Source organism: Cereibacter sp. Soil_C_27, assembly GCF_057657095.1.
In genome coordinates this window covers 16,426-40,762 of sequence record NZ_JBDGJD010000005.1, presented here as the reverse complement: position 1 = coordinate 40,762, position 24,337 = coordinate 16,426, and the positions used below count along the sequence as shown (strand labels likewise).

Genomic DNA, 24,337 nt, shown 5'->3' with positions numbered 1-24,337 from the left:
AGAAGTGAAACGCCCATTCCGGCGCCGTCGGTCAATATGGGTCTGCGATGCCGAGAGTTGCAAGTATGCGTGTCTCGATGGCCTCCATCAGTTCCGCGTCGGCGTCCTCGATGTGGTCATAGCCCAGAAGATGCAGAATGCCATGAACGATCAGGTGTGTCACATGGTCCTGCATCGCTTTTTCCTGTTCGGCGGCTTCCCGCGCGCAGGTCTCCCAGGCGATGGCGATGTCGCCCAATTCCTCGGGGTCGTCGGGATCGCCCGGTTCGGGCAGCTCGGGCGCCAGCCCCGGCTCTTCCGGAGCGCGGTCCTCCGCGGGGAAGGACAGCACGTTGGTCGGCTGGCCCTTCTGCCGGAAGGCGCCGTTCAGCTCGGCGATGCGGGCGTCGTCGCAGCCCATCAGCACGATGCCGAAGCCCTCGGGCTCGAGCGAAAGCGCGGCAAGGGTCGCCCCTGCCGCGCGCGAGGCCAGCGCCGGAAGGTCGATGCCCTCCCAGCGCAGGTCTTCTATGACTGTGTCAACCAGAGGCTCCATCGTCGGCCTCATACGCCTCGATGATGCGCGCGACAAGCGGGTGCCGCACCACATCCTTCGAGGTGAAGTAGTTGAAGGTCACGCCCTTCACCCCCTTCAGGATACGCTCGGCGTCCTGCAACCCCGAGGCGGTGCCGCGCGGCAGGTCGATCTGGGTGCGGTCGCCGGTGATGACCATGCGGCTGCCCTCGCCCAGACGGGTGAGGAACATCTTCATCTGCATGGTCGTGGCGTTCTGCGCCTCGTCCAGCACCACGAAGGCGTTGCTCAGCGTGCGCCCGCGCATGAAGGCCAGCGGCGCGATCTCGATCCGCTTCTCCTCCATCAGCTTGGCGAGCTGCTTCTGCGGCAGGAAATCGTTCAGCGCGTCGTAGAGCGGCTGCATGTAGGGGTCGATCTTCTCCTTCATGTCGCCGGGCAGGAAGCCGAGCCTTTCGCCCGCCTCCACCGCCGGACGGCTGAGGATGATCTTGTCCACCACGCCGCCGATCAGCATGGTCACGCCCACCGCCACCGCAAGATAGGTCTTGCCGGTGCCCGCCGGGCCGATGCCGAAGCCGAGCTCGTTGTCGAAGAGGTTCGCCACATAGGCCTTCTGCGCCTCGGTGCGCGGCTCGACGGGCTTCTTGCGGGTGCGTATCTCGTATTTGCCGGGGGTGAAGAGCTCGATCTGCTCGCCCGGGTCGCGCACGATGTCGCTCATCGGGCGGCCCATGCGGATCGCGCCGTCGATGTCGCCCGCGACCACGCCGCGTCCCGATTCAAGCCGCGCATAAAGCCCCCTCAGCACCGCCGCCGCCTGTTCGCGCGCCCCCTTGTCCCCGATCACCGCCAGCCGGTTGCCCCGGCGCAGGATATGCACGCCCATCTGATGTTCGATCTGAGCCAGGTTGCGGTCGAATTCCCCGCACAGGTCGATCAGAAGGCGATTGTCGGGAAATTCCAGAAGTGTCTCTACCACATCTTCGGAACGGGTCGGGGGGGTCAGCGCGCTGATGCCCAAGGACATCTCCTCATTCTGGCGGTTGCACTTGAGATAAAGAGTGGGGTCGAAAGCAGAGTCTGGCAAGTCGCAAATGCCGGAGCCGTGTACAGTGTTCCAATAAAATGCGGTTGCTGCCTCTTTTTGCACTATCGGTTGTGACGACAGCACGACAAAAAGCCCTGCCGCCGCCTCGGAAGGCCGCGATTTCGCGGGACCGGCAGGTTTCGGCCTGCGCGGGTGTCAGCGCCGCGCCAGCTCCGCCGCCAGCGAATTGGTGCTGCTCGCCGTGATGCGCACCCGCACCAGATGGCCCACCTGCCCCTCGGGGTCGGTGACATGCACCGCATGCAGGTGATCGGACTTGCCTACCATCTGCCCCGGCAGCCGCCCCGGCTTGTCGTAGAGCACGCCGACCTCGCGCCCCACCATCGCCTCCTGCGCGGCGCGCTGCTGGCTGGTGATCAGCGCCTGCAGTGCCTGCAGCCGGGCATCGCTGACCTCGGCGGGCAGTTCCGGCTTCTCGGCGGCGGGGGTGCCCGGACGGGCGGAATACTTGAAGGTGTAGGCCATGCCATAGCCCACCGACCGCACGAGGCTCATGGTTGCCTCGAAATCGGCATCGGTCTCGCCGGGGAAGCCGACGATGAAATCCGAGGTCAGCAGGATGTCGGGCCGCGCCGCGCGGATGCGCTCGATCAGCCGCAGATACTGCTCGGCGGTGTGCTTGCGGTTCATCGCCTTCAGGATGCGGTCCGAGCCGGACTGCACCGGCAGATGCAGATAGGGCATTAGCTTGGGCTCGTCGCCATGGGCGGCGACCAGATCGTCCTCCATGTCGTTCGGATGCGAGGTCATGTAGCGGATGCGCTGCAGCCCGTCGATCCGCGCCAGTTCGCGGATCAGCCGCGCCAGCCCCCAGCCGTCGCCGTGATAGGCGTTCACGTTCTGCCCGAGCAGGGTGATGTCGCGCACCCCCTTCTCCACCAGCGCCCGCGCCTCCGACAGAAGCCGCTGGGCCGGGCGCGAGACCTCCGCGCCGCGGGTATAGGGCACCACGCAGAAGGCGCAGAACTTGTCGCAGCCCTCCTGCACCGTCAGGAAGGCCGACGGACCGCGCAGCGCCTTGCGCTCGGGCAGGTGGTCGAACTTGTCCTCGGCCGGAAAATCGGTGTCGATCACCTGCGCGCCATTGCCGGTGCGGCTCAGCATCTCGGGCAGGCGGTGATAGCTTTGCGGGCCGACGACCAGATCAACCAGCGGCATCCGCCGCAAAATCTCGGCCCCCTCGGCCTGCGCCACGCAGCCCGCCACGCCGATCTTCATGCCCGGCTTGGCCTGCTTCAGCGGGCGCAGCCGCCCGAGGTCTGAATACACCTTCTCCGCCGCCTTCTCGCGGATGTGGCAGGTGTTCAACAGCACCATGTCCGCCTCTTCGGCGTTCTCGGTGGTCACATAGCCCTGCGCGCCCATCGCCTCGGCCATGCGCTCGCTGTCATAGACATTCATCTGGCAGCCATAGGTCTTGATGAACAGCTTCTTGGCTTCCGACATTCCGCGCATTCCCGTGTGCTGAAGCCGAGGTCATACACGAAACCTGCGACAAAGGGCAACCGCGCGGGGCCGCGCCTTGCAATGACGATCGCGTTGACCGACCCTGCCAACGACCCCCGGCAGCCGGCGCCGGGTGGCAGGGGGCGCCGATGCGGCACGACAGCCTGACCGAGTTCCTGGCCCGCGCCGAGAGCCTGCTGGCCCGCGGCCCGGTCGCCGTCGTCCTGGCCGAAGACCCGGTGGAGGTGGAGAGCACCCTGCGCCACGCCCTCGCCGCAGGCTTCCGCCCCGTGCTGCTGCTGGCCCCCGAAGCGGTCCCCCTCGCCCCCGCGCTGGAGGCCGAGATCCACCGTATCGATTTCGACGTCTACGCCGAGGCCGCGATGATGACGGCGATCAACCGGCTGATCCCGGCAGCCCCCGGCACATGGTTTCACTACTGCTACAATGCCGAATACCTGTTCCACCCCTTCTGCGAGACCCGCAACATCCGCGAGCTGATCGCCTTTCACGCCGAGGAGCGGCGCGATGCGGTTCTGTCCTATGTGATCGACCTCTACGCAGGCGATCTCTCGCGCCACCCCGATGCCGTCTCGCTGAGCGAGGCGATGCTCGACCGTTCCGGCTATTACGCCCTTGGGCGCCCCGATCCGGCAAACCACAACCACCCGAGGGAACGGCAGCTGGATTTCTTCGGCGGGCTGCGCTGGCGGTTCGAGGAGCATGTGCCCCCCGCCCGCCGCAAGATCGACCGCATCGCCCTGTTCCGCGCCAAGGAGGGGCTGCAGCTCCGCCCCGACTTCACCTTCACCGACGAGGAATACAACACCTACGCCTGCCCCTGGCACCACAACATCACCACCGCCCTCTGCTCCTTCCGCACCGCCAAGGCACTGAAGACCAACCCCGGCTCGACATTCGACATCCCGAGCTTCCGCTGGCACAATTCCATCCCCTTCGGCTGGAATTCGCAGCAGCTGATGGACCTCGGCCTGATGGAGCCGGGGCAGTGGTTTTGAAACAGGAGCGCCTGTCACAGGCCGGCCGAGACGCTCTGAGTGAGTGGGGGATGAAGCTCAGCGACAGAGGCCAGCAGAATCATCCGAGACTACACTCAATCCAGTGTGCCGAACTGTCCGTATCGTCGTCATGAAGAGAGAACCGATGGTGGCGAGGGGGGGACTATGGGCAGGCGACCCTGCAACCCCTTGATACCCCCACAATATCATGATTTCCTTGAGGTTCTCGGGGCCACACTGGTAAACAGGAGTGGCAAACATGAGGATCAGAATGGCCGGGCCGAGGCTCAGAGGAAACGTGTGGATCTTGCAGGACCGGGTTCCGCAGGACATCGCCCAGCGCCTTAAGGGAGCGCGTGTCATCATCACTCTCGCAGGGGAGGCTCAGCAGGTGACGCTTGGGGCGCAGGTAAAGATGTCCTTGCGTACCTCGGACAGGCGTGTCGCCGTAGAACGCTACAGGGAAGCTTCAGCCCAGCTTGGGGAAGCCTATAACCATCTGCGCCAGACGGTCGCTCAAGGCCCTCTACGCCTCACTGAGCGCCAGTGTGCTGAGCTTGCAGGCATCTACTTTGAAATGACCAAGACGCGCCACGCCGATGATCCCGGAGATCCAGAGCAGTGGGATGCCGGAACTGATGCTGCCCGTGATCTTGGCGAGAGCAGCGCAGGCAGGGAGAAGATGCACGGGGAGGAAGCTACTGCGATCCTCGCCAGCCGAGGGTTGATCCAAATCGACACGGACAGCCGAGAGCGCCTCCTGTCAGCCATGCATCGGGCATTCTTGGACGCCGCCCAGCGCATCCAGAAGGCCGCTGAGGGTGACTTCTCGGCAGTAGCTAAGGGCAACACCCAATATCCCAAGACCCCCGCCGTATCGCTCAAGCCTGAGTTCACGTTGAAGGACGTCAAGGAGCGGTGGGTCAAGGACCGCCGGGCGCAGGGCAAGTCAGAGAAAACCATCGGCACCTTCTGCCATCACTTTGCGTCGTTCGTAGACCATCTCGGAGGGGACCAGAACAGGGACGCCACGACAGTCGAACCGGATGATGTGGAGGGGTGGCTCGACAGTCTTGAGGCACGAGGTTTGACCCGGAAGACCATCGCTGACAGCTACTTAGCGATGGTTAGGGCGGGGTTCATGCTTTCCAAGAGGCGGCTGCCCAAGTGGCCGTTCGAAGGTGTGGTCTTCAGTGTACCGAAGCCCCAGTACGAGCGGAAGCAGAGCTTCACCCCAGACGAAGCAAAGGCAATCCTCAGGGCGGCAAGGGACGGCCTTGGGATTTCCCCGCGCTGGTCTGATCACAGGCAGCGAGCGAATCGGTGGGTGCCGTGGATCTGCGCCTATACCGGGGCGCGGGTTGGCGAGATCATCCAGCTACGGACGCAGGACTTCCGAGAAGAGAACGGGATCAAGTACATCCACATCACCCCCGAGGCCGGGACCACCAAGACCGGCAATCACAGACAAGTTCCGCTACATGAGCATCTCTTGGCAGAAGGGCTGTGGGAGGTGGTCGTCAAGCTTCCCAACGGCCCTGTCTTCATGCCAAAGCCCACGCAGGGCAAGGAGATCGACACCACGACTTTGGCCAACAGGCTAAGAGAGTGGGTCAGAAAGGACGTAGGGATCACGGACCCACGGGTGCAGCCGAACCACGCTTGGCGGCACAGGTTCATAAGCGAGGCGCGTAGTCACATGGGCGAGGAAATCCGAGACAGGATCACGGGCCACGAGGATGGTCGGGCAAGCGCGAGCTATGGGGAGACTGAGTTGAGCGTTCTGGCCGATGCTGTCGCCAAGATCCCCCGGATCGTCGTGGATGAGCCGTCTGCCGCAGAGGGGGCAGATCATGGCTGACAGCATGAGACACGCATAGGACTCCACAGGAGACTCACCAGAGGCCCCCTTACGGCTCCCCCGGTGTAGGACAGCGGCCAGCAGAAGCGGGACTGTAGGGTGCCCCCCAGAGTCACTGCGAACCTGTCGATTTCCCCCAGCTTTTGACCCATCGCACCCGAAGCGTAGGCGTAGAATGTGCTGGCACATGACGGCCATGAGATCGACCAACAACAAGCTGTGTTTGGTTGGTCGCGATCATCTCGCCTCACCCTGTTCAGCGAGGCGACCAGTTTGGCGAGGTCTGCTTGTCTCCTGTGATGGGAATGACCCTTGCTCGTTGGTCATCAATCAAGAGCCTCTGAATGGGGGGAGACCACAAGATGTAGTGAATGATAATTACCCCCATCCTTTGAGGGAGAAGGAGGGCAGAGAGCGGACAGAGGAAGACCCCATATATGGGGGACCTCTCTGGAACTCCTCTCCCCGATCCCCCAGATTGAGATTGATGGAATGACCAAGGTAGGGAAGCAATGATCCCCCACCATGAACACTTAAAGTAAGCATAGGGGGGAGAGAGAAGGCCCACAGAGGATGACCCATGGATCTATGGATTGATCTCTGGAACCCTTCTCCATTCCGGTAAGATGAAAGTTAGGATTGAATGATGATATTTATATCCTAAGACCTATCATGATGATCTCCTGAAAATTAGATGAAGTAAGCAGGGACCCTGACTTTCTGCAAGGGCTCCCTCGTATGGTCCTGACCACGCTGTGATCTGTCTGCGTCATCCGAGCAATAGTCAGGGCGTCCCCGTCATGCAATGGCCACTGCCAAACAAATGGATCAGGTAAACCGAGCCTTTGAGGGTGGAAGGGATCGACTGGCCCCTAAATCGTGCCTCAAGGGCGGAGGCAAGCGTCATCGAACCACAACCAAGCGTTTCTCGCCTTTGAGACCAAATCAGAGATCAACATCGGAATGGAATTCAGGTCGCATCTTATCTCGCGGAGGGTCTCCACTAGTTGTGCATAGATCTGCGATAATTCAAGAGCTTTTTGAATGTCTCCCGATCTGGTTGGATCGTCAAAGTCGCCGCCTGTGCAAACCCGAAAATAGTGGGAAACCAAAGATTCATATCGCTCCTCGTGTCCTAGAGCCATCCTCTTAATAGACCCGTAGGTTCGCACCGAAAGGGTATGGCTCGACAGCACCCTGATCCGGCGCTCGTTTCCTTTCTCCGGGTCAGATTCCGCTGTCCAAAAGGCAATGGCTGCCTCATGAAGCTTTTCTAGGTCTTTTATATGATCGCTTACCTGAGCGGCGCGATCAGAGACTATCAACCGGTAACGTAAGGTTAGATATCCGGTCAGTATGCCACCTAGGTAGACGACGAAGTTGGCATAGCTTAATCCAAACAACATTACGCTTTCCGAGCTTCCCGAATGTACTTTCTAATCTCATCCGCATAGAACTTCAAGCCATCGTCAGTGTAGTCAATCACCAAATGCTTTAACACTGTCGAATTATTGAAACCATGCACCCTAACGAGCCCGCCAAAGGCCTCCTCAAGAAAGGATGAGCCAAGTGTGATCATGCCGTCAATGTCGACGTGAACAACATCATTGCTATCTATAGCTGCCTGTAGGGCTGGTGCCAATAAGGTCTCCCGAAAGGATTGACCTGAGAACTCTCCGTCCCTTGGATAAAACCGTCCAATTGGAAAAGCACTGAATTCTTTAGCAACGTCAATCCGCATCATGTTAAACCCCTTGGCAAGCGGAGTGTCCATTCGATTAGAGTGCCTTCTATACTGTGAGACCATGAGCCCATGCGTACCCGCCCCTTTTCTGGACGATGCCACCAACCATGGTTGCTACGGACAGTCATGCATCCGCCGTGGCCCAATCGTTTGATCAGTGACCTCATCTGAGGGAGACCCTTCCCGCGCTGCGGTTCCATCGTTTGTGACCGACCATACCTCATTGCTGCAGCGATGTATGCAGCATCGTTAGCATCAGGCGATAACCTTCCGATCAAGCGGGCGACCGCCATCCTCACTTCTTCTTTAAGTTCTACCTTTGGATAGGTAACCGGAATTCCCCGCCCATGATCTAGCAGCACAATGGTCAAGGAACAGTCAACCCGATTTGCTGAAGCAGTTATCCAAATTTTCTCAAATGGATCATAGTCAGCGTCTGGGTCTTCATATGCGTGATGCAGTGCGTTTGTGATACCCTCAGAAATTGCAGTACAGGTTTCTCGAACGACGTCTTTAGGGACTGATGTCCCTGGGTGGATAAACTCGTACAACTCCGCAATATAGCTTCCAATGATTGGTAGCTTTTGGTCCTCTTTTCTTCCTATCGAAATGACCTTAAGGATTTTGACGTCGGACTCTTGGTAGATCTTATTGCTACTATGAGATACAAGGCCGACTGACTCGAAGAAACCAAGACCAAACAAAGTGCTGAAAGCAGTCTTCGACCAAGTGGTCAAGTTGACTGCTGGGGGAGCCTCGCCCGTGACCGCCTTTACCTTCTCATATTCGGCAGCGAGCATAATTGCTCCTGACGTGGAGATGAACTCAACCTCGGAAAAATCGATGTAGGAGCGTATTCGGGGAGTTTTTCCCTTTTTTCTTATGATCAATGGGCCGTGCTTCGTCTTCTGCATATAGTTGAAGTCACGTCTCAAATCTCGAGCGAAGGCAATTGTTTCTTGAGGGTTTTGCTCTAAGCATATTACCAAGGGGGCTTTCACGGGAGGTCTCATGCAGAAAGCCTTCTCGCTCTCCTCACCAGTCCAAAGTTCAACAAGACTCAACCTTCGCTGTTTGATAGAGACCGGCCAACTCGTAGCCCCACGGAGTCTTCTCACCTTCCTCCGAAACCTATCGATGGACCGGTGAGTGTTGTAGGATATTTGGGCTCGCGTAGGTTTTTTCAACTGATCACCGAACGACTGAGTGGAATATTAGATGGGCTCGCCGCACCCTAGCAGGGCCGATGAGCCAGACACTATCTCCTTTGGCCAATGGTGCACCGATCAAAGACGGTATGTGACGCCTTAGTCGCAGACGCCACACCTCGGCCTTAGAGCTCGCAGCTCGCAGCTTGCGCCAGTGCAGGCCAAGTCCGCGTGGCGACGACACCCGCAGGAGGCTTGCCATAGGCCCGCCTATTGATTTTGTTAAGCCCCCCCGCCAACAAACGGACGAGGACTGCAGGAAGCCATCCAGCAGCATATGAGGCATTTAGTAATCCCCCGATGTTTTTGAGAAAAGTTCCGAGAGCGCAGATCAGATGGATGGATCGGGCGATCCCCCCCCGCACCGGTCATCGTCAGACGGTCTCCGATGATCGCGCTTCTCTAGGCGACCAGCACCAGATGGACATGACTAGCCAGCGACAGCTAGGTCAGGTCATATTGTCCGATGGGGTATACCCCGGCGTACATCTGGCAGAAGATCGGGAAACCTGTACGCAAAGGTTGACTTAGTCCATCGGTCACCTTATTCATCGGACATGACCCAAACGTACATCTGAGGTTGCCATGTCCCAGACCATTTTCTATGCCCGCGTCTCCACCGCTGACCAGACAATCTCCCACCAGAAGACCCAAGCAGAGGCTGCCGGGTTCACCATCGATGCGGTTGTCTCTGATCACGGGGTCTCGGGGATCAGCACCCGGCTGGCCGACCGTCCGCAGGGGAAGCGCCTGTTCGATCTCCTGCGCTCTGGGGACGTGCTGGTGGTGCGCTGGGTGGATCGCCTCGGGCGGAACTACCAAGACGTGACAGACACCATCCGCGAGTTCATGCGCCGGGGCGTGATCATCAAGACGGTAATCAATGGGCTGACCTTCGACGGAGCTACCAAGGACCCCATGCAGCAGGCCGTGAGAGACGCGCTGATAGCTTTCATGGCTGCCACAGCACAGGCACAGGCAGAAGCCACCAAGGAGGCCCAGAAGGCCGGGATTGAGGCTGCCAAGGGCGATGCCGAGCGGTACCGGGGGAAGAAGCCGAGCTACGACCGGGCCACCCTGCAGCAGGTGAGAGACTTGCTCGGGATGGAGCAGGGAGCCTCAGCCATCGCCAAGGCAACTGGCCTGACCCGGCAGACGATCCTGCGGATCAAGGCAGATCCGGCACAGGCAGAAGCTGCGCTGAGCCGCTGGGGAGAGTAGTGGGGCCTTGTCGGTGGCTAGATCAACGGCGAGGGACGATTAGCGGGCTGACTCTCCTCATCCCTCGCGCGTTCCCTCACTTCAGTTCAACAGGAACGCCAACGCGGTCGTTGATAATTGCAAGGCAAGACGACCCGCTCATGGGACGGATGACTTCGCTCATTGAAGCGGAGAGCCCTTGGGGGATCTTCGACTGCGGACAAGTTTGCACTTCGGAAGTGCTGTAACCCTTGCGAGACATGCACTGCTTCAAGACGTCATCCCGAAGGGATCGATTGGCGTCAAAGCTGTAAACTTCTCCGCCGTAGCTTTGCCCCCCCGTCACCTGCCCACCAGTTGTCGTGCAGGTATTCCCGTAGCATGACGTTGTCATAGGTGTCACATACGCAGGTGTGCGTATCACGGGAGTTGTACCGAGTTGTTGATTCGTCGGGACTTTTCCAAGCGACTCAACTTTACAGTCCAAAAGATCCTCCGCTTTTTGAGCATAGGTCGTGTTTGCACGATATGTGTAGCTCGCTGGCTCCGGGACATCACATCCCGTCAGCGCAAGGACACACGCTCCAATAACCGCTGGCGTCTTCATACTTTTTTCCCTTCTCAGGCAACAGTTTGCCAATACGTGTCGGACGAACAAGGCAAATGAAAGGCGAGGGCCACACTCCGTCCGGAGCGGAGAGCCTGAGCGCGTGCGTCAAATTGACCCTGCTCGGCCTCCCGGGTCGCTGGATAATGTCTTTTGCTATCGGCAGCGAGAGCGGCACGCATCTGGCGAGAGCATCATGCGGCAAGGGCCCGGCAACCCACTCTTGCCCTTACAAGATCGTCCTTGCCAGACGCTGCACTTTTGATGCCACCCAGCAGAGGTACGCGAGATACTCGTTGTGCAGCCAGCATGGCAGCGAGCAGACTGCACAGGTCGATGGCTACCGCACTCACGCAACCATCTGGAACAAGAAAAGATGAAGAATGACGATTGCTGCCGGGGCTAATTTCGGAGACCGCATAGTAATCTGTGCAGACACCGCGATTTCGGATGAGGTTGAGAGAGGGCCAATGCACCTCCGTCGTAGACCTGCCACCGGGCCAACCCATCTGCCCGGAAGGCTCAAGGCAATAGTGCTCTCCCCAACCTTCTCGGTTGCTTTCGCAGGCGCTGCGGACCGGGCGCATGCGGCGATAGTCTCCGCACGGGAAGAGCTTCTACGCGACGGCCCGCAAGCTGCAATCGCCTGCTTGCTGCAGAATTCGCAACGGTCCTCTCAGATATGGGATGACAGCGTCGATTACCTCGTGGCAACGCACGATCCATCCGCTCAGCTACTTAAGATTGCAAATGGCTCTGTCACGAAGCCACAGCCCTTTGCTTGGATTGGCGACAGCCGTGCAGCAAACGCTTTGCGGCAGAACATGGAAAGGGCTCCCACACCGAAATCCTCGGGACCGTGGCACGAAAACGAGCTCGCTTTCAAATGGGCCTTTGGTGAGCTGTTTCGAATGCACGGGACGAGCATATCGCCGGGGGTGGGAGGTTCGTATTTCCATCTCCTCGCTTCCCCGTATGGACACTGCTACGAAAACTACATGTCTGCACAGTCGTCGATGGTATTCTTTGCGGGTATCGGCCGGACGGAGAAGCACGAGGAAAGCCTGCGAACCGGCGAGGCAGATTGGCGTGTGGGCACCGTCGCGACGCGCTACCGGGGGGTGGCGGTCGTGGGGTTGCTGATACCCCAATCCCGTCTAGGCTACATTTTCGCGCCCCTTCTCTGCGACAAGCCCGTCCCGCAACGTCTCCTAGATAGCCACTTGGACTGGGTGCCTTACGAAGGGTCAATGCAAGCGGATCTGAGGCACACCTTGGACCGCATCGCGGAGCAAATGGGCGGTGGCATTCTTGTGGACTAGCCTGAGTCGAACAGCGCGGCTGACTGGCCGGGACACCTTCCCCCCAATTCGCCCCCCACTTTGTCCTTTGACCTCAGGCAACGAGAGTGGTAAACATCGCCGTGAAACGGCCGCGGAAACCACAAAGAAATCATGTACTTGAGACCAATGGTGGCGAGGGGGGGACTCGAACCCCCGACCCCACGATTATGAGTCGTGTGCTCTAACCAGCTGAGCTACCTCGCCGTCGGTGGACGCTGCCTAGTGAAACGGCCCGGAAGCGTCAAGCGGAAAACTTGCGCGGGGCCTCAGGTTCCGTGCGCGATGCGCGGGCGGCCCGAGGCGACGACGCTCAGCGTGGCCTCGATGAACATCGACCGGCCCTCCACCAGCGCCTCGCGGATGTCGCTGCTGGCGGTCACCCGCAGGTCTTCCGCCCCCGCCGCCCGGGCCCGCGCGCTGGCCTCGGCCACCAGCGCCGCCTGCATCGCCTCCAGCGCCGTGTCGCGGTCGGGGAAGGTCTGCAGCCCGCCCGGCAGATGCGCGGTGAAGCGGCCCTCGCCGGGGCTGCTCACCAGCCCCGTCACCCGCTGCGAGACCATGCCCACCACCGCACCGATGGCATTGGCCACCCCGGCATGCTCCGGCAGGATCATCTCGCAGCCCAGGCGCTCGCCCACCGCGCCGTAATAGGACGGCGCCGAGGCGCCAAGCCCCACCACCGGGATGCCCAGCCGGGCGCTGATCTCGATCACGCCGCGATGCTGGCCCAACCCCGCCCGCATCAGGCTGTGCCGCGCCAGCGCCTGCGGCTCCTCGCCCTGAAACGCCGGCTCCTCGGCGAAGGCCGCCTCCAGCAGGCAATCCACCGTCTGCGCGGTCAGCTGATCGACGATCTGCTGCGCCAGAAGCGCCGGATCGGGGGCGATGCGCTCGCCGCGCGCATTGCGCCGCCGCCCCATCAGCCGCAGCGCCTTCTCCGAGGCCGCCGCATCCCAGCTGTCCAGCCGCCCCAGCACATGGCTCGCGTCCGAGGGCGTCACCCCCGACAGCATCACCAGCCCGCGCGCCACCAGCCGCTCCAGCGCCGCCGCCTCGAGCCGGGTGGCCAGCGCCTCGGCCAGCGGCATCGGCCCGGCGATCCGCGCCAGCAGCCCCGCCTCGCGCGGGGTGAGCCCGCCCGCCTCGAGGCCCGTCGGCAGCACGAAGCGCCCGTCGTGATCGCCCGAGGTCTCCGACGACAGCGCCCGGTCCAGCGCCGCATGCACCATCGCGCCATGGTCCGCCGCCATCAGCGCCACCGGAATCAGCCGGCGCGGCCCGAGCCGCAGCCCGCCTGCCAGCCCCTCCAGCAGATGCACCTCGCTGTCGCCGCCGAGCCCGGTGGTGCGCATCGCCACCGCCTCGACCATGGTGCGATAGGCCCCGACCCGTGCGCCCTGCGGGTCGATCTCGGGCAGTCCGCCGCGCAGCAGCGCCACATCGGTCGTGGTGCCGCCGATGTCCGAGACCAGCGCATCCTCCACCCCGGTCAGCCAGCGCGCGCCGACGATGCTGGCGGCAGGGCCGCTCAGGATCGTCTCGATCGGCCGCTCCCGCGCCATCGCCGCCGAGATCAGCGCCCCGTCGCCGCGCACCACCATCAGCGGCGCGTCGATCGCCAGCGCCCGCAGATGGCCCTCGCAGGCGCTCACCAGCCGGTCGATCATGCCGATCAGCCGGGCATTCAGCACCGCCGTCAGCGCCCGTTTCGGGCCGTTGAGCTGCGCCGACAGCTCGTGCGAGCAGGTGACGGGCCGTCCAGTCGCGGCGCGGATCACCTCGCGCGCCGCCACCTCATGCGCCGGGTTGCGGGTGGCGAAGCGCGCGGCCACAGCGAAGCCCATCACCTCCGGCCCCAGCGCCGCCACCTGGGCCTCGAGCACCGCCAGATCGAGCGGGGCAGTCTCGGTCCCGGCATGGGAATGGCCACCCGCCATCCGGATCACCGGATCGCCGCCCAGGGCCTCGGTCAGCCCGCCGCGCTCCAGATCGCTGTCGTCGAAACCGATGAACACCAGCGCCACGCGACCGCCTTGCCCCTCGACCAGCGCATTGGTGGCCAAGGTGGTGGAGAGCGAAACCATGGCGACCTCGGCGGCGGCGACCCCCGCCCCCGCCAGCGCGGCATCGACCGCGCGCCCGATCCCCAGCGCCAGATTGGCCCGGGTGGTCAGCGACTTGGCCGAGCCGATCACCCGGTCGGTCGCAGGATCGACGATCACCGCGTCGGTATAGGTGCCACCCGTATCGACGCCCAGAAGAACCGTCATGCCTGCCTCATCGTCTCTTGTCCGGCCGCACAATGCGGAGTCTCCGGCGCATGTTCAGCGCCCCGAGCGACCTCGGCTGTCGCAGTCCCGCCATGCGGGCGCCTCAGCCCGTCGGGAGCGCAGGTTTGCGCCGCCGCCGCGAGGCCGGGGGAATGTTCAGCATCTCGCGATACTTGGCCACGGTGCGCCGTGCAAGCGTCACCCCCTCCGCCGTCAGCGCCTCGGTCAGGGCGACATCCGACAGCGGCGCCGAGGGGTCTTCCGCCGCGACCAGCCGGGTCAGCGCCGCGCGCAGCGCCGCCGCCGATGGCCCCTCCTCGCCGATCCGCCCGCTGAACAGCTGGCGCAGCCACCACGTCCCCTTCGGCGTGTCCACGCTGGTCCCGGCCACCACACGGCTGATCGTGCTCTCATGCACGCCCACCGCCTCGGCCACATCGGCCATGGTCATCGGCACCAGCGCGACCATGCCGCCATCCAGCGCCGCCTCCTGCCGCGACAGGATCTCGCGCCCGACCCGCAGCAGTGTGGCATTGCGGCTTTCCACCATGCGCCCCAGCGACTGCGCCTGCGACCAGGCGGCCTTGGCGCCGGGGGTCTGCGGGCGCGCCGCGGGCTTGCTCACCTGCACGCTGGGCAGGGCCGAACGGTTCAGCGCCACCTGCCAGCCCGCCTCGGTGCGCGTCGCGATCAGGTCGGGCTCGCGCACCGCCGCCGCACCCGCGTCGAACTGCGCGCCGGGCTTGGGGTCGAAGCCGCGGATCAGCCGCAGCCGGGTGATGATCTCGGCCTCGGTGACCGAACACATCCGCGCCAGCCGGGCGAACTCGCCCGCCGCCACGATGTCGAGATGCTCCAGCATGCAGGACAGCGTCTGATCCAGACACTCCTCCTCCTCGGCCTGCAGCCGCAGGCATTCGGCAAGCGAGCGGGCAAAGAGCCCGGTCGGCTCGATCTTCTGCAGCGCGCCCAGCACCGCCTCGACCTCCGCCACCGTCGCCCGCCCCTGTGCCGCGATCTCGGCCAGCGGACGGCCGAGCCAGCCCGAAGGCTCCAGCGCCTCGGCCAGCAGCACCGCGATCTGCCGCGCCCGCCCCGAGGGAAAGCGGCTGTCCACCGCATCCATCACATGCGCCATCAGGCTCGGCGCCGCCGAAGCCGCGATCTCCACCCCGGTCTCGGCGCGGGGGGAAAGACGCGACAGCGCCTCGGTCCAGCGCGGCAGCCATTCGCCCGGCACCGCCTGCGCCGGCTCCAGCGCCAGATGCGGGTTCTCGCTGGCCTGCTCCTCCAGATAGCGGGTGAGGCCCGAGGCATCATAGGTCAGGATACGGATCGAGGCGGCCAGCCCGAGGTTCAGCTGCAGACGCTGGGTCTGGGCGATGCTGATCCGCTGCCGTGATTTCATGGAGCCCCGCTCATCCGTTCCGCGCCGGAAACCCTAGCCAGCGCCCTGCCGCTCCGCAACCTCAGCCGGTCACCGTCAGGATCGGCGCACCCTCGCTCACCCGCCCGATCACCACCGCAGGCTCGCCCAGCCCGCGCAGCTCGGCCACCAACCGCTCGGCAGCCTCCGCCGGCACCGCCGCCAGCAGCCCCCCGGCGGTCTGCGGATCGAACAGCAGCGCCGCGCGCGGGCTGTCGGTCAGCCGCACCCGCCCCAGCGCCGAGGCGCGATTGGCGGGCAGGAGGCTGGAGCCATGCCCCGCCGCCGACAGCCGCTCCGCCCCCGGCAGCAGCGGCACCGCCGCCAGATCGAGCTCGGCGGCGCAGCCCGAGGCTTCCAGCATCTCCAGGAGATGCCCGGCAAGGCCGAAGCCCGTGACATCGGTCATCGCATGCGCCTCCGGCGCGAGGATCGAGGCCGCGGGCCCCAAAGGCCGCACCATCCGGCGGTAGGTCTGCTCCACCACCTCGCCCAGCAGGAGCCCCGGCACCGGCTGCCCCGCCATCTCGGCGGCCAGCACCACGCCCGTCCCCAGCGCCTTGGTCAGCAGCAGCGCATCGCCCGGGCGCGCGCCGCCCTTGGCGATGATCCGCTCGGCCAGCCCGGTCACGGTGAAGCCCAGCGTCAGCTCCGCCCCGATCGAGGTATGCCCGCCCAGCACATCGGCCCCGGCGGCGGAAAAGACCTCGCTCGCCGCCTCCATGATCTCGCGCAAGAGCTCCGCCTGCATCCGCGGCGCCATGCGCGGCAGGGTGATCTGCGCCAGCGCCGCCTGCGGTGCCGCGCCCATCGCCCAGATGTCCCCCGTGGCATGCACTGCCGTGATCCGTGCCATCAGCGCCGCGTCATGGGTGAAGGCGCGCAGATGGTCGGTGGTCAGCACCTGAAAGCCTTCGCCCTGCCGCAGCACGGCGGCATCGTCGCCGCGCCCCCAGACCACATCGCCACGCACCGGCGCGGGCAGATGCGACAGCGCCGCCGACAGGTCCCCCGCCCCCACCTTGGCGCCGCAGCCGCCGCAGAGCGGCTTCGCCCCCAGCGCCTCGCGCAGCCCCGTCGCGGCGACCTCCGGCAGATCGGGCGTCATCGCCGGGTAGGAGGCGAATTTCTCCATGAACTTGCGGTCGATCCGGTCCTTCCACTGCCAGAGCCAGCGTCCCTCCAGCCGCTTGCCGAACTTGTCGGCCACCGCCACCTTGCCACCGCAGGAGATCAGCTTGAGATAATCCGTCTGCGGCCTGTAGCGCCGCATCCGCCCGCCCGACAGCGCGGCGCGCAGGTTGTGCAGCAGGATCGGCGCCTCGCGCACGGCAAAGACCCCAGCCTTGGGCCGCGGCGCATGGCTCAGATGGGCGCAATCGCCCGCGGCAAAGATCGCGGGGTCCGAGGTCTGCAGCTCCGGCCCGACGCTGACGAAACCCTCGTGCAGCGCGAGCCCCGTCGCCCTGAGCCAGCCCTGCGGCTGCGCCCCCGCCACCGACAGGGTGAAATCCGAGGCGAGCTCGCGCCCGTCGGCCAGCACCACCCGCTCGGCCTCGACCCGCGCGGGCTCGGCCCCGGTCATCAGCCGCACGCCGAGGCTGTCGAGCCGCGCCAGCAGCGCCGCCCGCGCCCCCACGCCCAGCCCCGGCAGCGCCGCCTCGCCGCGTTCCAGCAGCACCACCTCCGGCGCCGCCCCCTCAGCCTTCAGCCGGAAGGCCGAGGCCATCGCCAGCTCCACCCCGCCGGTGCCCGCGCCGATGACCACCAGCTTCGGCTGCGGCAGGCGGCGGGCGACGAAGCTCTGCCACATCTCGGCATAGGCGCCGAGCGGCTTGGCCGCCACCACATGCTCGGCCCCCGCCACCTGCGGCAGGTCCGAGGCGATGCCCACGTCGATCGAGGCCACGTCATAGCCGATCGGATCGCGCCGCCCGAGGATCACCCGCTTGGCCTCGCGGTCGATGCCCACGGCCCGGTCGAGGATCACCCGCGCCCCGGCAAAGCGCGCCAGCCGCACGAGGTCGATCATAAGATCCTCGCGGGCGTAATGCCCGGCGATATGGCCGGGCAACATGCCGGTATAGGGCGCCACCGGGCCGGGGTTGATGACGGTCAGCCGCACCCCCGGCAGCGGGTCCATGCCCCACATGCGCAGGACCAGCGCATGGGCATGGCCCCCGCCGATCAGCACCAGATCCTGAACCAGCGGCAAAGGGCCCTGCATCCTGCTCTCCTTTTTTTCCGTTCTAGCACGCGCCGCATCCAGCGACGACGGCTCAGAGCGTCGCGTTTCTGTGACGATGGCTCTGCGAGTCGCGTTCCCCCCGACGGAGATCCAGCGCGTCGCGCGGGCGCGTCAGAGCGCCCCGACCCGCGCCGCCACCCGGTCGGCCAGCGCCTCGAGGTCCTGCGGCCCGAGCCCCTCGACGGCCACCGTCTCCTGCGCCGCGCCGATCCGTTCGCGGTGGCGCAGATAGCGCGGGTCGTAGTGCCGGGCCATCAGATCGTCGGCCAGCGCGACATGCGCGCCCGCAGCCACCATCCGATGCCAGTCCTCGATGACCGCCGCCGCATGCAGGGGGCGCAGCCGGTCGATGACAGCTGTCAACCTGTCGGCATCTTCCACCATGTCGGCATAGGCGCTCGCCAGATACTCCGCCCTCGCCCCCCGCGGCGCGTCGATCTCCAGCCGCGGCGCGGCGCGCATCGCCCTCCACAGCTCCGAGGGCAGGCGCAGATCGCCGACCTTGCTCGATTCCGCCTCGATCACCACGGGCAGCGAAGGGTCGAGCCGCGCCACCTCCATTGCCAACGCGCTCTCGAAGCCGCGCTGCGCCGGTTGCCCGCCCGGCATCGCCCCGAAGAGCGAGCCGCGATGGTTCGCCAGCCCCTCCAGATCGATGACCTGCACCCCCCGCGCCTTCAAGAGCGGCAGGAGCCCGGTCTTGGCCGTGCCGGTATTGCCATCAAGCAGCACCACCCGGCTGGGAAAGGCCGTCTCGTAAAGCGCCTTCACCACCAGCCCGCGCCACGACTTGTAGCCGCCCGCGACCACCTCCACCCGCCAGCCGATCTGGCTCAGGATCATCGCGAAGGAATTCGACCGCTGCCCGCCGCGCCAGCAATAGACCAAGGGCCGCCAGCCGCCCGGCTTCTCGGCCAGCGGCCCCTCGATATGCTTGGCCGCATTGCGCGCCACCAGCGCCGCCCCGAGCTTGCGCGCAGTGAACGGGTTCACCTGCTTGTAGATCGTCCCGACCCGCGCCCGCTCCTCGTTGTCCAGAACCGGCAGGCTGATCGCCCCCGGCATCCGGTCCTCCAGCCACTCGGCGGGCGAGCGCACGTCGATCACCTCGTCGAAACCATGCGCCAGCACATCCGCCAGAGAGGAAAATGTGACAGCCATCAGAGCCCCGCCTCCAGCCGGTCGAGCAGCGCGCCCAGCATCGCCTCGCAGCGGGCAAGCTGCTCCACCGCAATGAATTCGTCCGGCTTGTGGCCCTGCGCCATGCTGCCCGGTCCGCAGATCACCGTGGGAATGCCGAGCCGTTGCGCGAACATCCCGCCCTCGGTGCCATAGGCCACCTTGATCGTGCCATTCGCCCCGGTCAGCGCCTTGACGAAATTCACCACCCCCGCATCCGAGGCCGTCCCCAGCCCCGGATAGTCCCAGAGCCGCTCCACCACGATGTCGGCCTCGGGAAACTCCGCCCGCAGCGGGGCGACGATGCCCTCGGCCAAGGCGCGCATCTCGTCGATCAGCGCGGCGGTATCCTCCTCGGCCAGCGAGCGGATCTCGAAATCGAGCACGCAGGCATTGGGCACGATGTTCACCTGCACCCCGCCGTTCATCTTGCCGACATGCACCGTCGTGTAGGGCACGTCATAGTCACCATCCCGCAGCCCGCTCTCGGCCAGCCGCGCCTGCAACCCCCGCAGCGCAGTCAGGAAATCCGCCCCCAGATGCAGCGCGTTCAGTGCCAGCGGCGCCAGCGCCGAATGGCCCTCGCGCCCGGTGCAGGTGGCGCGCAGCGCGATCTTGCCCTTGTGGCCCGTGGCCACCATCATGCCCGTCGGTTCGCCCACGATGCACATCGCCGGCCGCACCGGCGCGCCCTCCAGCAGGTCGATCAGCGAGCCGACGCCGAGGCAGCCCACCTCCTCGTCATAGCTCAGCGCCAGATGCAGCGGCGTCTTCAGCGGGCGCTGCGCCGCCTCCAGCATCGCCGCGATGGCGCAGGCGACGAAACCCTTCATGTCGGTCGTGCCGCGCCCGTAGAGCCGCCCCGCCTCCTCGGTCAACGCGAAGGGCGGCCGGGTCCAGAGCTGGCCCTCCACCGGCACCACATCGGTATGGCCCGACAGCATCACCCCCGCGCCTTCCGGCCCCACGGTGGCATAGAGATTGGCCTTGCCGCCGCCCTCGTCCGGGATCAGCACCGACTCGATCCCGGCACCCGCCAGAAGGTCGCGCACCCAGTCGATCAGCGCCCGGTTGGGCCTGGAGCTGACCGTATCGAAGGCGATCAGCCGCTCCAGTATCGCCCGCATCTGCATGGTTTGGTCCTTCCGCTTCTCCGCGCCACCAAACCGCAAATCCGCGCCGGGCGGAAGGGGCCGCCCATGACAAAGGGGGCAGAGCCGCGCCCTGCCCCCTCCTGTCCTCGCGTCGGAAAGCTCAGCCGAGGATTTCCGAAACCGCCACTGCGCGGCCCTCGGCCACCGATTTCAGCGCCGCCTCGGCCAGAGCCAGCGCCGCCAGCCCGTCCTCGCCCGAGGGCGCAGCCGCGCCCTTGCCCGACAGCGCGGCGATGAAGGCGGCGATCTCGGCGGCATAGGCTTCGGTGTAGCGGGTCATGAAGAAATCATGCAGCGGCGGGCGGGTGTAGCCCCGGCCATTCGCCACCTCGATCGAGACCGGCCGCTGGTTCTCGGCCAGAACCGACCCCTCGGCGCCATGCACCTCGATCCGCTGGTCATAGCCATAGGTCGCCCGACGTGAGTTCGAGATGGTGCAATGCTTGCCCGAGGCCGTGCGCAGCATCACCGAGACCGAGTCGAAATCGCCCACCTCGGCCACCTTCGGATCGACCAGCACCGAAGCCTGCGCCGAAACCGTCTCGACCTCCTCGCCCAGGAGATAGCGCGCCATGTCGAAATCGTGGATCGTCATGTCGCGGAAAATCCCGCCCGAGCGCGGCAGATAGTCGAGCGGCGGCAGGCCCGGATCGCGCGAGACGATGGTCACCATCTCCACCTCGCCGATGGTCCCCGCGTCGATCTCGGCCCGCACCGCCTGGAAATGCGGATCGAAGCGGCGGTTGAAACCGACCATCAGCGTGGCCTTGGTCTCGCGCACCACGGCCAGACAGGCCTTCACCCGCTCCAGCGACAGGTCGATCGGCTTCTCACAGAAGATCGCCTTGCCGGCCCGGGCAAAGCGCTCGATCAGGTCGGCATGGGTGTCGGTCGGGGTGCAGATCACCACCGCGTCGATATCCGCCGCGGCCTCGATATCCTCGATGGTGCGCACCGCGCAGCCATATTGCGCCGAGATCGCCAGCGCCGCCTCGGGGAAGGCATCCGCCACCGCCACAAGCTCGGCCTGCGCATCGCCCGAGATCGCCTTGGCATGCACCTTGCCGATGCGCCCGGCGCCCAGAAGCCCGAATCTTACCGTCATAGTTTCCTCGAATCTTGGCCGCTGCGGCCGTTGCGTCTTCCGGGCGGGACCCGGTGGGTCAGCCCCAGATGCCACAGGGTTCAGACATAGGCCACGTCCGACTGCCCCTTGACCCCGGTGATGTAGCTGACGATGTCGTTGCCGTCGGTCTCGTCCGCGCGCAGCGAGGCGACGATGCGCCCGCGGCGGAACACCACGATCCGGTCCACCAGATCGAAGACCTGCCGCAGGTTGTGGCTGACGAGGATCATCGGCACCCCCCGCTCCTTCAGCCCGCGGATGATGTTCTCGACCTGCCCCGTCTCCTGCACCCCCAGCGCCGCCGTCGGCTCGTCCATGATGATGAGCTTCGAGGCAAAGGCCGCCGCCCGGGCGATGGCCACGCATTGCCGCTGGCCGCCCGACATGTTGCGGATCGGGTTGGAAAGGTTCGGGATCCGCACCGCCGTCCGGTCCAGCGCCGCCTGCGTCCGCTCGCGCATCGCCTTGCGGTCGAGGATCGAGAACGGCCCGAGGTTGAACTTGATCAGCTCGCGCCCAAGATAGAGGTTCGAGGGCACGTCGAGATCGTCGGCCAGCGCGAGGTTCTGGAACACCGTCTCCATCCCGCTCTCCCGCGCCTCCAGCGGCCCGGCGTAATTCACCTCCCGCCCGTCGAAGAAGATCTGCCCCGAGGTGCGCTGCTCCACCGCCGTGATCTGCCGCACGAAGGTGGATTTCCCGGCGCCGTTGTCGCCGACCACCGCGACATGCTCGCCCTCGTGCAGCACGAAATTCGCGTCTTCCAGCGCATGCACGCCGCCGTAGCGTTTGGTCAGGCCGCGGGTTTCCAGAATGACCTTGCTCATCTCACACCGCCTTCGCCCGGCGCTGCTGGCGCGCCACATCGGCCACCACGGCCGCCACGATGATCACGCCCTTGATCATCTCCTGATAGTAGGCGTCGATCCGGAGGAAGGTGAAGCCCGAGATGATGACCCCGAAGATCAGCATCCCCAGCGCCGTGCCGACGACCGACCCGCGCCCGCCCGCCAGCGACACGCCGCCGATCACGGCCATGGCGATGGCGTCGAGCTCGTACATCATCCCCATCCCGGCCTGCGCCGTGACGTTCTTCGACGACAGCACCAGCGCCGCGATCCCGGCCAGCATCCCGGCGATGGCATAGACCATCACCAGATGCCGCTCCACCCGGATGCCCGAGACGCGGGCGGCCTGCTGGTTCGAGCCGATGGCATAGGTGTGGTTGCCGTAGACCGTGTATTTCAGCGCCAGATGGAACAGCAGCGCCAGTACGAGGAAGATGATCACCGGGTTCAGCCCCGCGCCGATCCACGCATAGCTTTCGGTCGGGAAGGACACCGGCTGACCCTTGGTATACCACTTGGCCACGCCCCGCGCCGCCACCATCATGCCCAGCGTGGCGATGAAGGGCGGGATCTTGGTATAGGCGATCAGCGCCCCGTTGATCGACCCGGCGAGGCCGCCGATCACCAGCGCCACGAGGATCGGCACGATCACCGGCAGGTCGGTCAGCGCCGGATAGACCGCCCTTGCATAGTCGGAGCTTTGGGCAAAACTCATGGCGATCATCGCCGTCGCCCCGACGATGGAGCCCGACGACAGATCGATCCCGCCGGTGATGATGACCTGCGTCACCCCGATGGCGATGATCCCGACGATCGAGACCTGCAGGATGATGATCTGCAGCCGCTGCAGGTTGAAGACGAAGCTCTGCCCGATGAACAGCCAGCCCAGCGCCTCGAAGACGAGGGCGATCACCAGAAGCCCGATGAAGACGTTCATCTCCGGCGGCCTGACCGGCCGCGACTGGCTGTCTGTCCGCGCTGATACGGCGCTCACGGCCATGATTCCTCTCCCCCTTGGTGGTCGGCCGGGGCAGTCTCGCCGCCCCGGCCCGATGCGTCCGTCTCAGGCGATCAGTTCTTCGCCATGAACTCCTGCATGTTGTCTGGCGTCACCAGCTGGAAGGGGATGTAGACCTTCTGCTCCACCGCCTCGCCCTTGGCCAGTTTCAGCGCCGCATCCAGCGCGCCCTGCCCCTGCCCGGCCGCGTCCTGGAACACGGTCACGTCCAGATCGCCCGCCGCCATCGCCGCCAGCGCGTCCTGCGTCGCGTCGATCCCGGCGACGACGACATCCGCCATGCCCACGCCCGCCGCCTTCATCGACTGGATCGCGCCCACCGCACTCTCGTCGTTGTTGGCGATCACCGCGTCGAACTGCACGCCCGAGGACAGCCAGTTGGTCATCAGGTTGGCCGCCTGCTCGCGCTGCCAGTTCGAAGTCTGCTCGTCGACGACCTTCATGAACGAACATTCATCCGTCGCGATCACGTCATGGATGTCCTTGGTCCGCACCACGGCGGCCTGGTTCGACAGCTCGCCCATGATCACCAGGATGTTGGCCTCGGTCTTGCCCGCTTCCTTCAGCAGGCGGCAGACCTCCTTGGTCTGCAGCGTGCCGGATTCGATGTCGTTCGAGGCGACATAGGCCTGGCTGTCGGGCAGCGTGTCGACGTTCACCGGCTCGCGGTTCACGTAGACCAGCGGCACGTTGGCCGCCGCCGCCGCGTCCGAGATCGCCTGCGTGGCCGAGGTATCGACCGGGTTCACCACGATGGCATCCACCCCCGAGGCGATGAAGTTCTTCACCTGATCGAGCTGCTTGCCGACATCGTTGCCGGCATCCTCGACCTGCACGTTCACGCCGTCGAGCGTGCCCGCGTAATCGGTCATGCCGTTGCGCAGAACGGTCAGGAAGTTGTCGTCGAACAAGGCCATCGACACGCCGACATTCTCGGCCATCGCGGTCGTGGAAAGCATCGAGGCGAGACCCGCCACCAGAAGCGTCTTTTTCATATCGTTCCTCTCCCTATCGG

18 protein-coding genes and 1 tRNA gene are annotated in these 24,337 nt (G+C 64.9%); 4 read left to right on the top strand and 15 right to left on the bottom strand.

Translation table 11 applies throughout. The features are described from left to right. Nucleotides 1-31: 31 nt before the first annotated feature. The 3 genes from ybeY to miaB form a co-directional block, all read right to left on the bottom strand. Nucleotides 32-535 carry an rRNA maturation RNase YbeY gene (gene ybeY / locus AC3A5Z_RS17595; protein WP_487520624.1) on the bottom strand — a complete coding sequence of 168 codons (504 nt, stop codon included), beginning with the start codon at nucleotides 533-535 and terminating at the stop codon, nucleotides 32-34. Further along, nucleotides 519-1,544 carry a PhoH family protein gene (locus AC3A5Z_RS17590; RefSeq protein WP_487520623.1) on the bottom strand — a complete coding sequence of 342 codons (1,026 nt, stop codon included), beginning with the start codon at nucleotides 1,542-1,544 and terminating at the stop codon, nucleotides 519-521. The genes ybeY and AC3A5Z_RS17590 overlap by 17 nt, the downstream gene beginning before the upstream one ends. Nucleotides 1,545-1,760: 216 nt before the next feature. Further along, nucleotides 1,761-3,071 carry a tRNA (N6-isopentenyl adenosine(37)-C2)-methylthiotransferase MiaB gene (gene miaB / locus AC3A5Z_RS17585; protein WP_487520622.1) on the bottom strand — a complete coding sequence of 437 codons (1,311 nt, stop codon included), beginning with the start codon at nucleotides 3,069-3,071 and terminating at the stop codon, nucleotides 1,761-1,763. Nucleotides 3,072-3,220: 149 nt separating this feature from the next. On the opposite strand from miaB, the gene AC3A5Z_RS17580 reads away from it, so the two are divergent. Together AC3A5Z_RS17580 and AC3A5Z_RS17575 are read left to right on the top strand one after the other, a co-directional pair. Next, entirely contained in the window at nucleotides 3,221-4,090 is an 870-nt protein-coding gene (locus tag AC3A5Z_RS17580; RefSeq protein ID WP_487520621.1) for a hypothetical protein, read from the top strand. A 259-nt stretch (nucleotides 4,091-4,349) separates the two neighbouring features. Then, nucleotides 4,350-5,951, top strand: a complete 1,602-nt coding sequence (locus tag AC3A5Z_RS17575) for a site-specific integrase (protein ID WP_487520620.1) — start codon at nucleotides 4,350-4,352, stop codon at nucleotides 5,949-5,951. A gap of 1,405 nt (nucleotides 5,952-7,356) precedes the next feature. On the opposite strand, the gene AC3A5Z_RS17570 is transcribed toward AC3A5Z_RS17575, so the two are convergent. Together AC3A5Z_RS17570 and AC3A5Z_RS17565 are read right to left on the bottom strand one after the other, a co-directional pair. Further along, the gene (locus AC3A5Z_RS17570) at nucleotides 7,357-7,695 is read right to left on the bottom strand and encodes an STAS-like domain-containing protein (RefSeq protein ID WP_487520619.1); all 339 of its coding nucleotides are present in this window, start codon (nucleotides 7,693-7,695) and stop codon (nucleotides 7,357-7,359) included. Continuing rightward, nucleotides 7,692-8,759: a hypothetical protein gene (locus AC3A5Z_RS17565; protein ID WP_487520618.1), complete on the bottom strand. Its 1,068-nt coding sequence runs from the start codon at nucleotides 8,757-8,759 to the stop codon at nucleotides 7,692-7,694. Before AC3A5Z_RS17565 ends, AC3A5Z_RS17570 begins: the two co-directional genes overlap by 4 nt. 729 nt (nucleotides 8,760-9,488) lie before the next feature. On the opposite strand from AC3A5Z_RS17565, the gene AC3A5Z_RS17560 reads away from it, so the two are divergent. Continuing rightward, nucleotides 9,489-10,124: a recombinase family protein gene (locus AC3A5Z_RS17560; protein WP_487520617.1), complete on the top strand. Its 636-nt coding sequence runs from the start codon at nucleotides 9,489-9,491 to the stop codon at nucleotides 10,122-10,124. Between the two features lie 969 nt (nucleotides 10,125-11,093). After that, nucleotides 11,094-12,032, top strand: coding sequence for a hypothetical protein (locus AC3A5Z_RS17555; protein ID WP_487520616.1), 939 nt, complete (start codon nucleotides 11,094-11,096; stop codon nucleotides 12,030-12,032). A gap of 148 nt (nucleotides 12,033-12,180) precedes the next feature. Here the strand turns inward: AC3A5Z_RS17555 and AC3A5Z_RS17550 are convergent. The 10 genes from AC3A5Z_RS17550 to AC3A5Z_RS17505 form a co-directional block, all read right to left on the bottom strand. After that, nucleotides 12,181-12,257, bottom strand: a tRNA-Met gene (locus tag AC3A5Z_RS17550). A 62-nt stretch (nucleotides 12,258-12,319) separates the two neighbouring features. After that, nucleotides 12,320-14,323: a hydantoinase/oxoprolinase N-terminal domain-containing protein gene (locus AC3A5Z_RS17545; RefSeq protein WP_487520615.1), complete on the bottom strand. Its 2,004-nt coding sequence runs from the start codon at nucleotides 14,321-14,323 to the stop codon at nucleotides 12,320-12,322. Nucleotides 14,324-14,426: 103 nt separating this feature from the next. Continuing rightward, nucleotides 14,427-15,731, bottom strand: a complete 1,305-nt coding sequence (rpoN, locus tag AC3A5Z_RS17540; protein WP_487520614.1) for an RNA polymerase factor sigma-54 — start codon at nucleotides 15,729-15,731, stop codon at nucleotides 14,427-14,429. Nucleotides 15,732-15,792: 61 nt separating this feature from the next. Continuing rightward, a complete protein-coding gene (selD, locus tag AC3A5Z_RS17535; protein WP_487520613.1) occupies nucleotides 15,793-17,976 on the bottom strand; it encodes a selenide, water dikinase SelD in 2,184 nt (727 codons plus the stop codon). A gap of 132 nt (nucleotides 17,977-18,108) precedes the next feature. Then, nucleotides 18,109-19,158, bottom strand: coding sequence for a tRNA 2-selenouridine(34) synthase MnmH (gene mnmH, locus AC3A5Z_RS17530; protein ID WP_487520612.1), 1,050 nt, complete (start codon nucleotides 19,156-19,158; stop codon nucleotides 18,109-18,111). After that, complete coding sequence (argE, locus tag AC3A5Z_RS17525) at nucleotides 19,158-20,309, bottom strand: acetylornithine deacetylase (RefSeq protein ID WP_487520611.1); 1,152 nt, start codon at nucleotides 20,307-20,309, stop codon at nucleotides 19,158-19,160. Before argE ends, mnmH begins: the two co-directional genes overlap by 1 nt. Nucleotides 20,310-20,430: 121 nt before the next feature. Then, entirely contained in the window at nucleotides 20,431-21,435 is a 1,005-nt protein-coding gene (iolG, locus tag AC3A5Z_RS17520; RefSeq protein ID WP_136793858.1) for an inositol 2-dehydrogenase, read from the bottom strand. An 80-nt stretch (nucleotides 21,436-21,515) separates the two neighbouring features. Continuing rightward, nucleotides 21,516-22,283 (bottom strand): ATP-binding cassette domain-containing protein, encoded by a 768-nt coding sequence (locus AC3A5Z_RS17515; RefSeq protein ID WP_136793857.1) that lies wholly within the window; start codon nucleotides 22,281-22,283, stop codon nucleotides 21,516-21,518. Between the two features lies 1 nt (nucleotide 22,284). Continuing rightward, a complete protein-coding gene (locus tag AC3A5Z_RS17510; protein WP_425451786.1) occupies nucleotides 22,285-23,298 on the bottom strand; it encodes an ABC transporter permease in 1,014 nt (337 codons plus the stop codon). Between the two features lie 77 nt (nucleotides 23,299-23,375). Continuing rightward, nucleotides 23,376-24,317, bottom strand: a complete 942-nt coding sequence (locus AC3A5Z_RS17505) for a sugar ABC transporter substrate-binding protein (protein WP_487520610.1) — start codon at nucleotides 24,315-24,317, stop codon at nucleotides 23,376-23,378. Nucleotides 24,318-24,337 lie beyond the last annotated feature (20 nt).

Excerpts from the sequence above, each read along its gene's own strand:
- ybeY (WP_487520624.1), bottom strand. The coding sequence starts at position 535 with ATGGAGCCTCTGGTTGACACAGTCATAGAAGACCTGCGCTGGGAGGGC.
- AC3A5Z_RS17590 (WP_487520623.1), bottom strand. The coding sequence starts at position 1,544 with ATGTCCTTGGGCATCAGCGCGCTGACCCCCCCGACCCGTTCCGAAGAT.
- miaB (WP_487520622.1), bottom strand. The coding sequence starts at position 3,071 with ATGTCGGAAGCCAAGAAGCTGTTCATCAAGACCTATGGCTGCCAGATG.
- AC3A5Z_RS17580 (WP_487520621.1), top strand. The coding sequence starts at position 3,221 with ATGCGGCACGACAGCCTGACCGAGTTCCTGGCCCGCGCCGAGAGCCTG.
- AC3A5Z_RS17575 (WP_487520620.1), top strand. The coding sequence starts at position 4,350 with ATGAGGATCAGAATGGCCGGGCCGAGGCTCAGAGGAAACGTGTGGATC.
- AC3A5Z_RS17570 (WP_487520619.1), bottom strand. The coding sequence starts at position 7,695 with ATGATGCGGATTGACGTTGCTAAAGAATTCAGTGCTTTTCCAATTGGA.
- AC3A5Z_RS17560 (WP_487520617.1), top strand. The coding sequence starts at position 9,489 with ATGTCCCAGACCATTTTCTATGCCCGCGTCTCCACCGCTGACCAGACA.
- AC3A5Z_RS17555 (WP_487520616.1), top strand. The coding sequence starts at position 11,094 with ATGACGATTGCTGCCGGGGCTAATTTCGGAGACCGCATAGTAATCTGT.
- AC3A5Z_RS17545 (WP_487520615.1), bottom strand. The coding sequence starts at position 14,323 with ATGACGGTTCTTCTGGGCGTCGATACGGGTGGCACCTATACCGACGCG.
- rpoN (WP_487520614.1), bottom strand. The coding sequence starts at position 15,731 with ATGAAATCACGGCAGCGGATCAGCATCGCCCAGACCCAGCGTCTGCAG.
- selD (WP_487520613.1), bottom strand. The coding sequence starts at position 17,976 with ATGCAGGGCCCTTTGCCGCTGGTTCAGGATCTGGTGCTGATCGGCGGG.
- mnmH (WP_487520612.1), bottom strand. The coding sequence starts at position 19,158 with ATGGCTGTCACATTTTCCTCTCTGGCGGATGTGCTGGCGCATGGTTTC.
- argE (WP_487520611.1), bottom strand. The coding sequence starts at position 20,309 with ATGCAGATGCGGGCGATACTGGAGCGGCTGATCGCCTTCGATACGGTC.
- iolG (WP_136793858.1), bottom strand. The coding sequence starts at position 21,435 with ATGACGGTAAGATTCGGGCTTCTGGGCGCCGGGCGCATCGGCAAGGTG.
- AC3A5Z_RS17515 (WP_136793857.1), bottom strand. The coding sequence starts at position 22,283 with ATGAGCAAGGTCATTCTGGAAACCCGCGGCCTGACCAAACGCTACGGC.
- AC3A5Z_RS17505 (WP_487520610.1), bottom strand. The coding sequence starts at position 24,317 with ATGAAAAAGACGCTTCTGGTGGCGGGTCTCGCCTCGATGCTTTCCACG.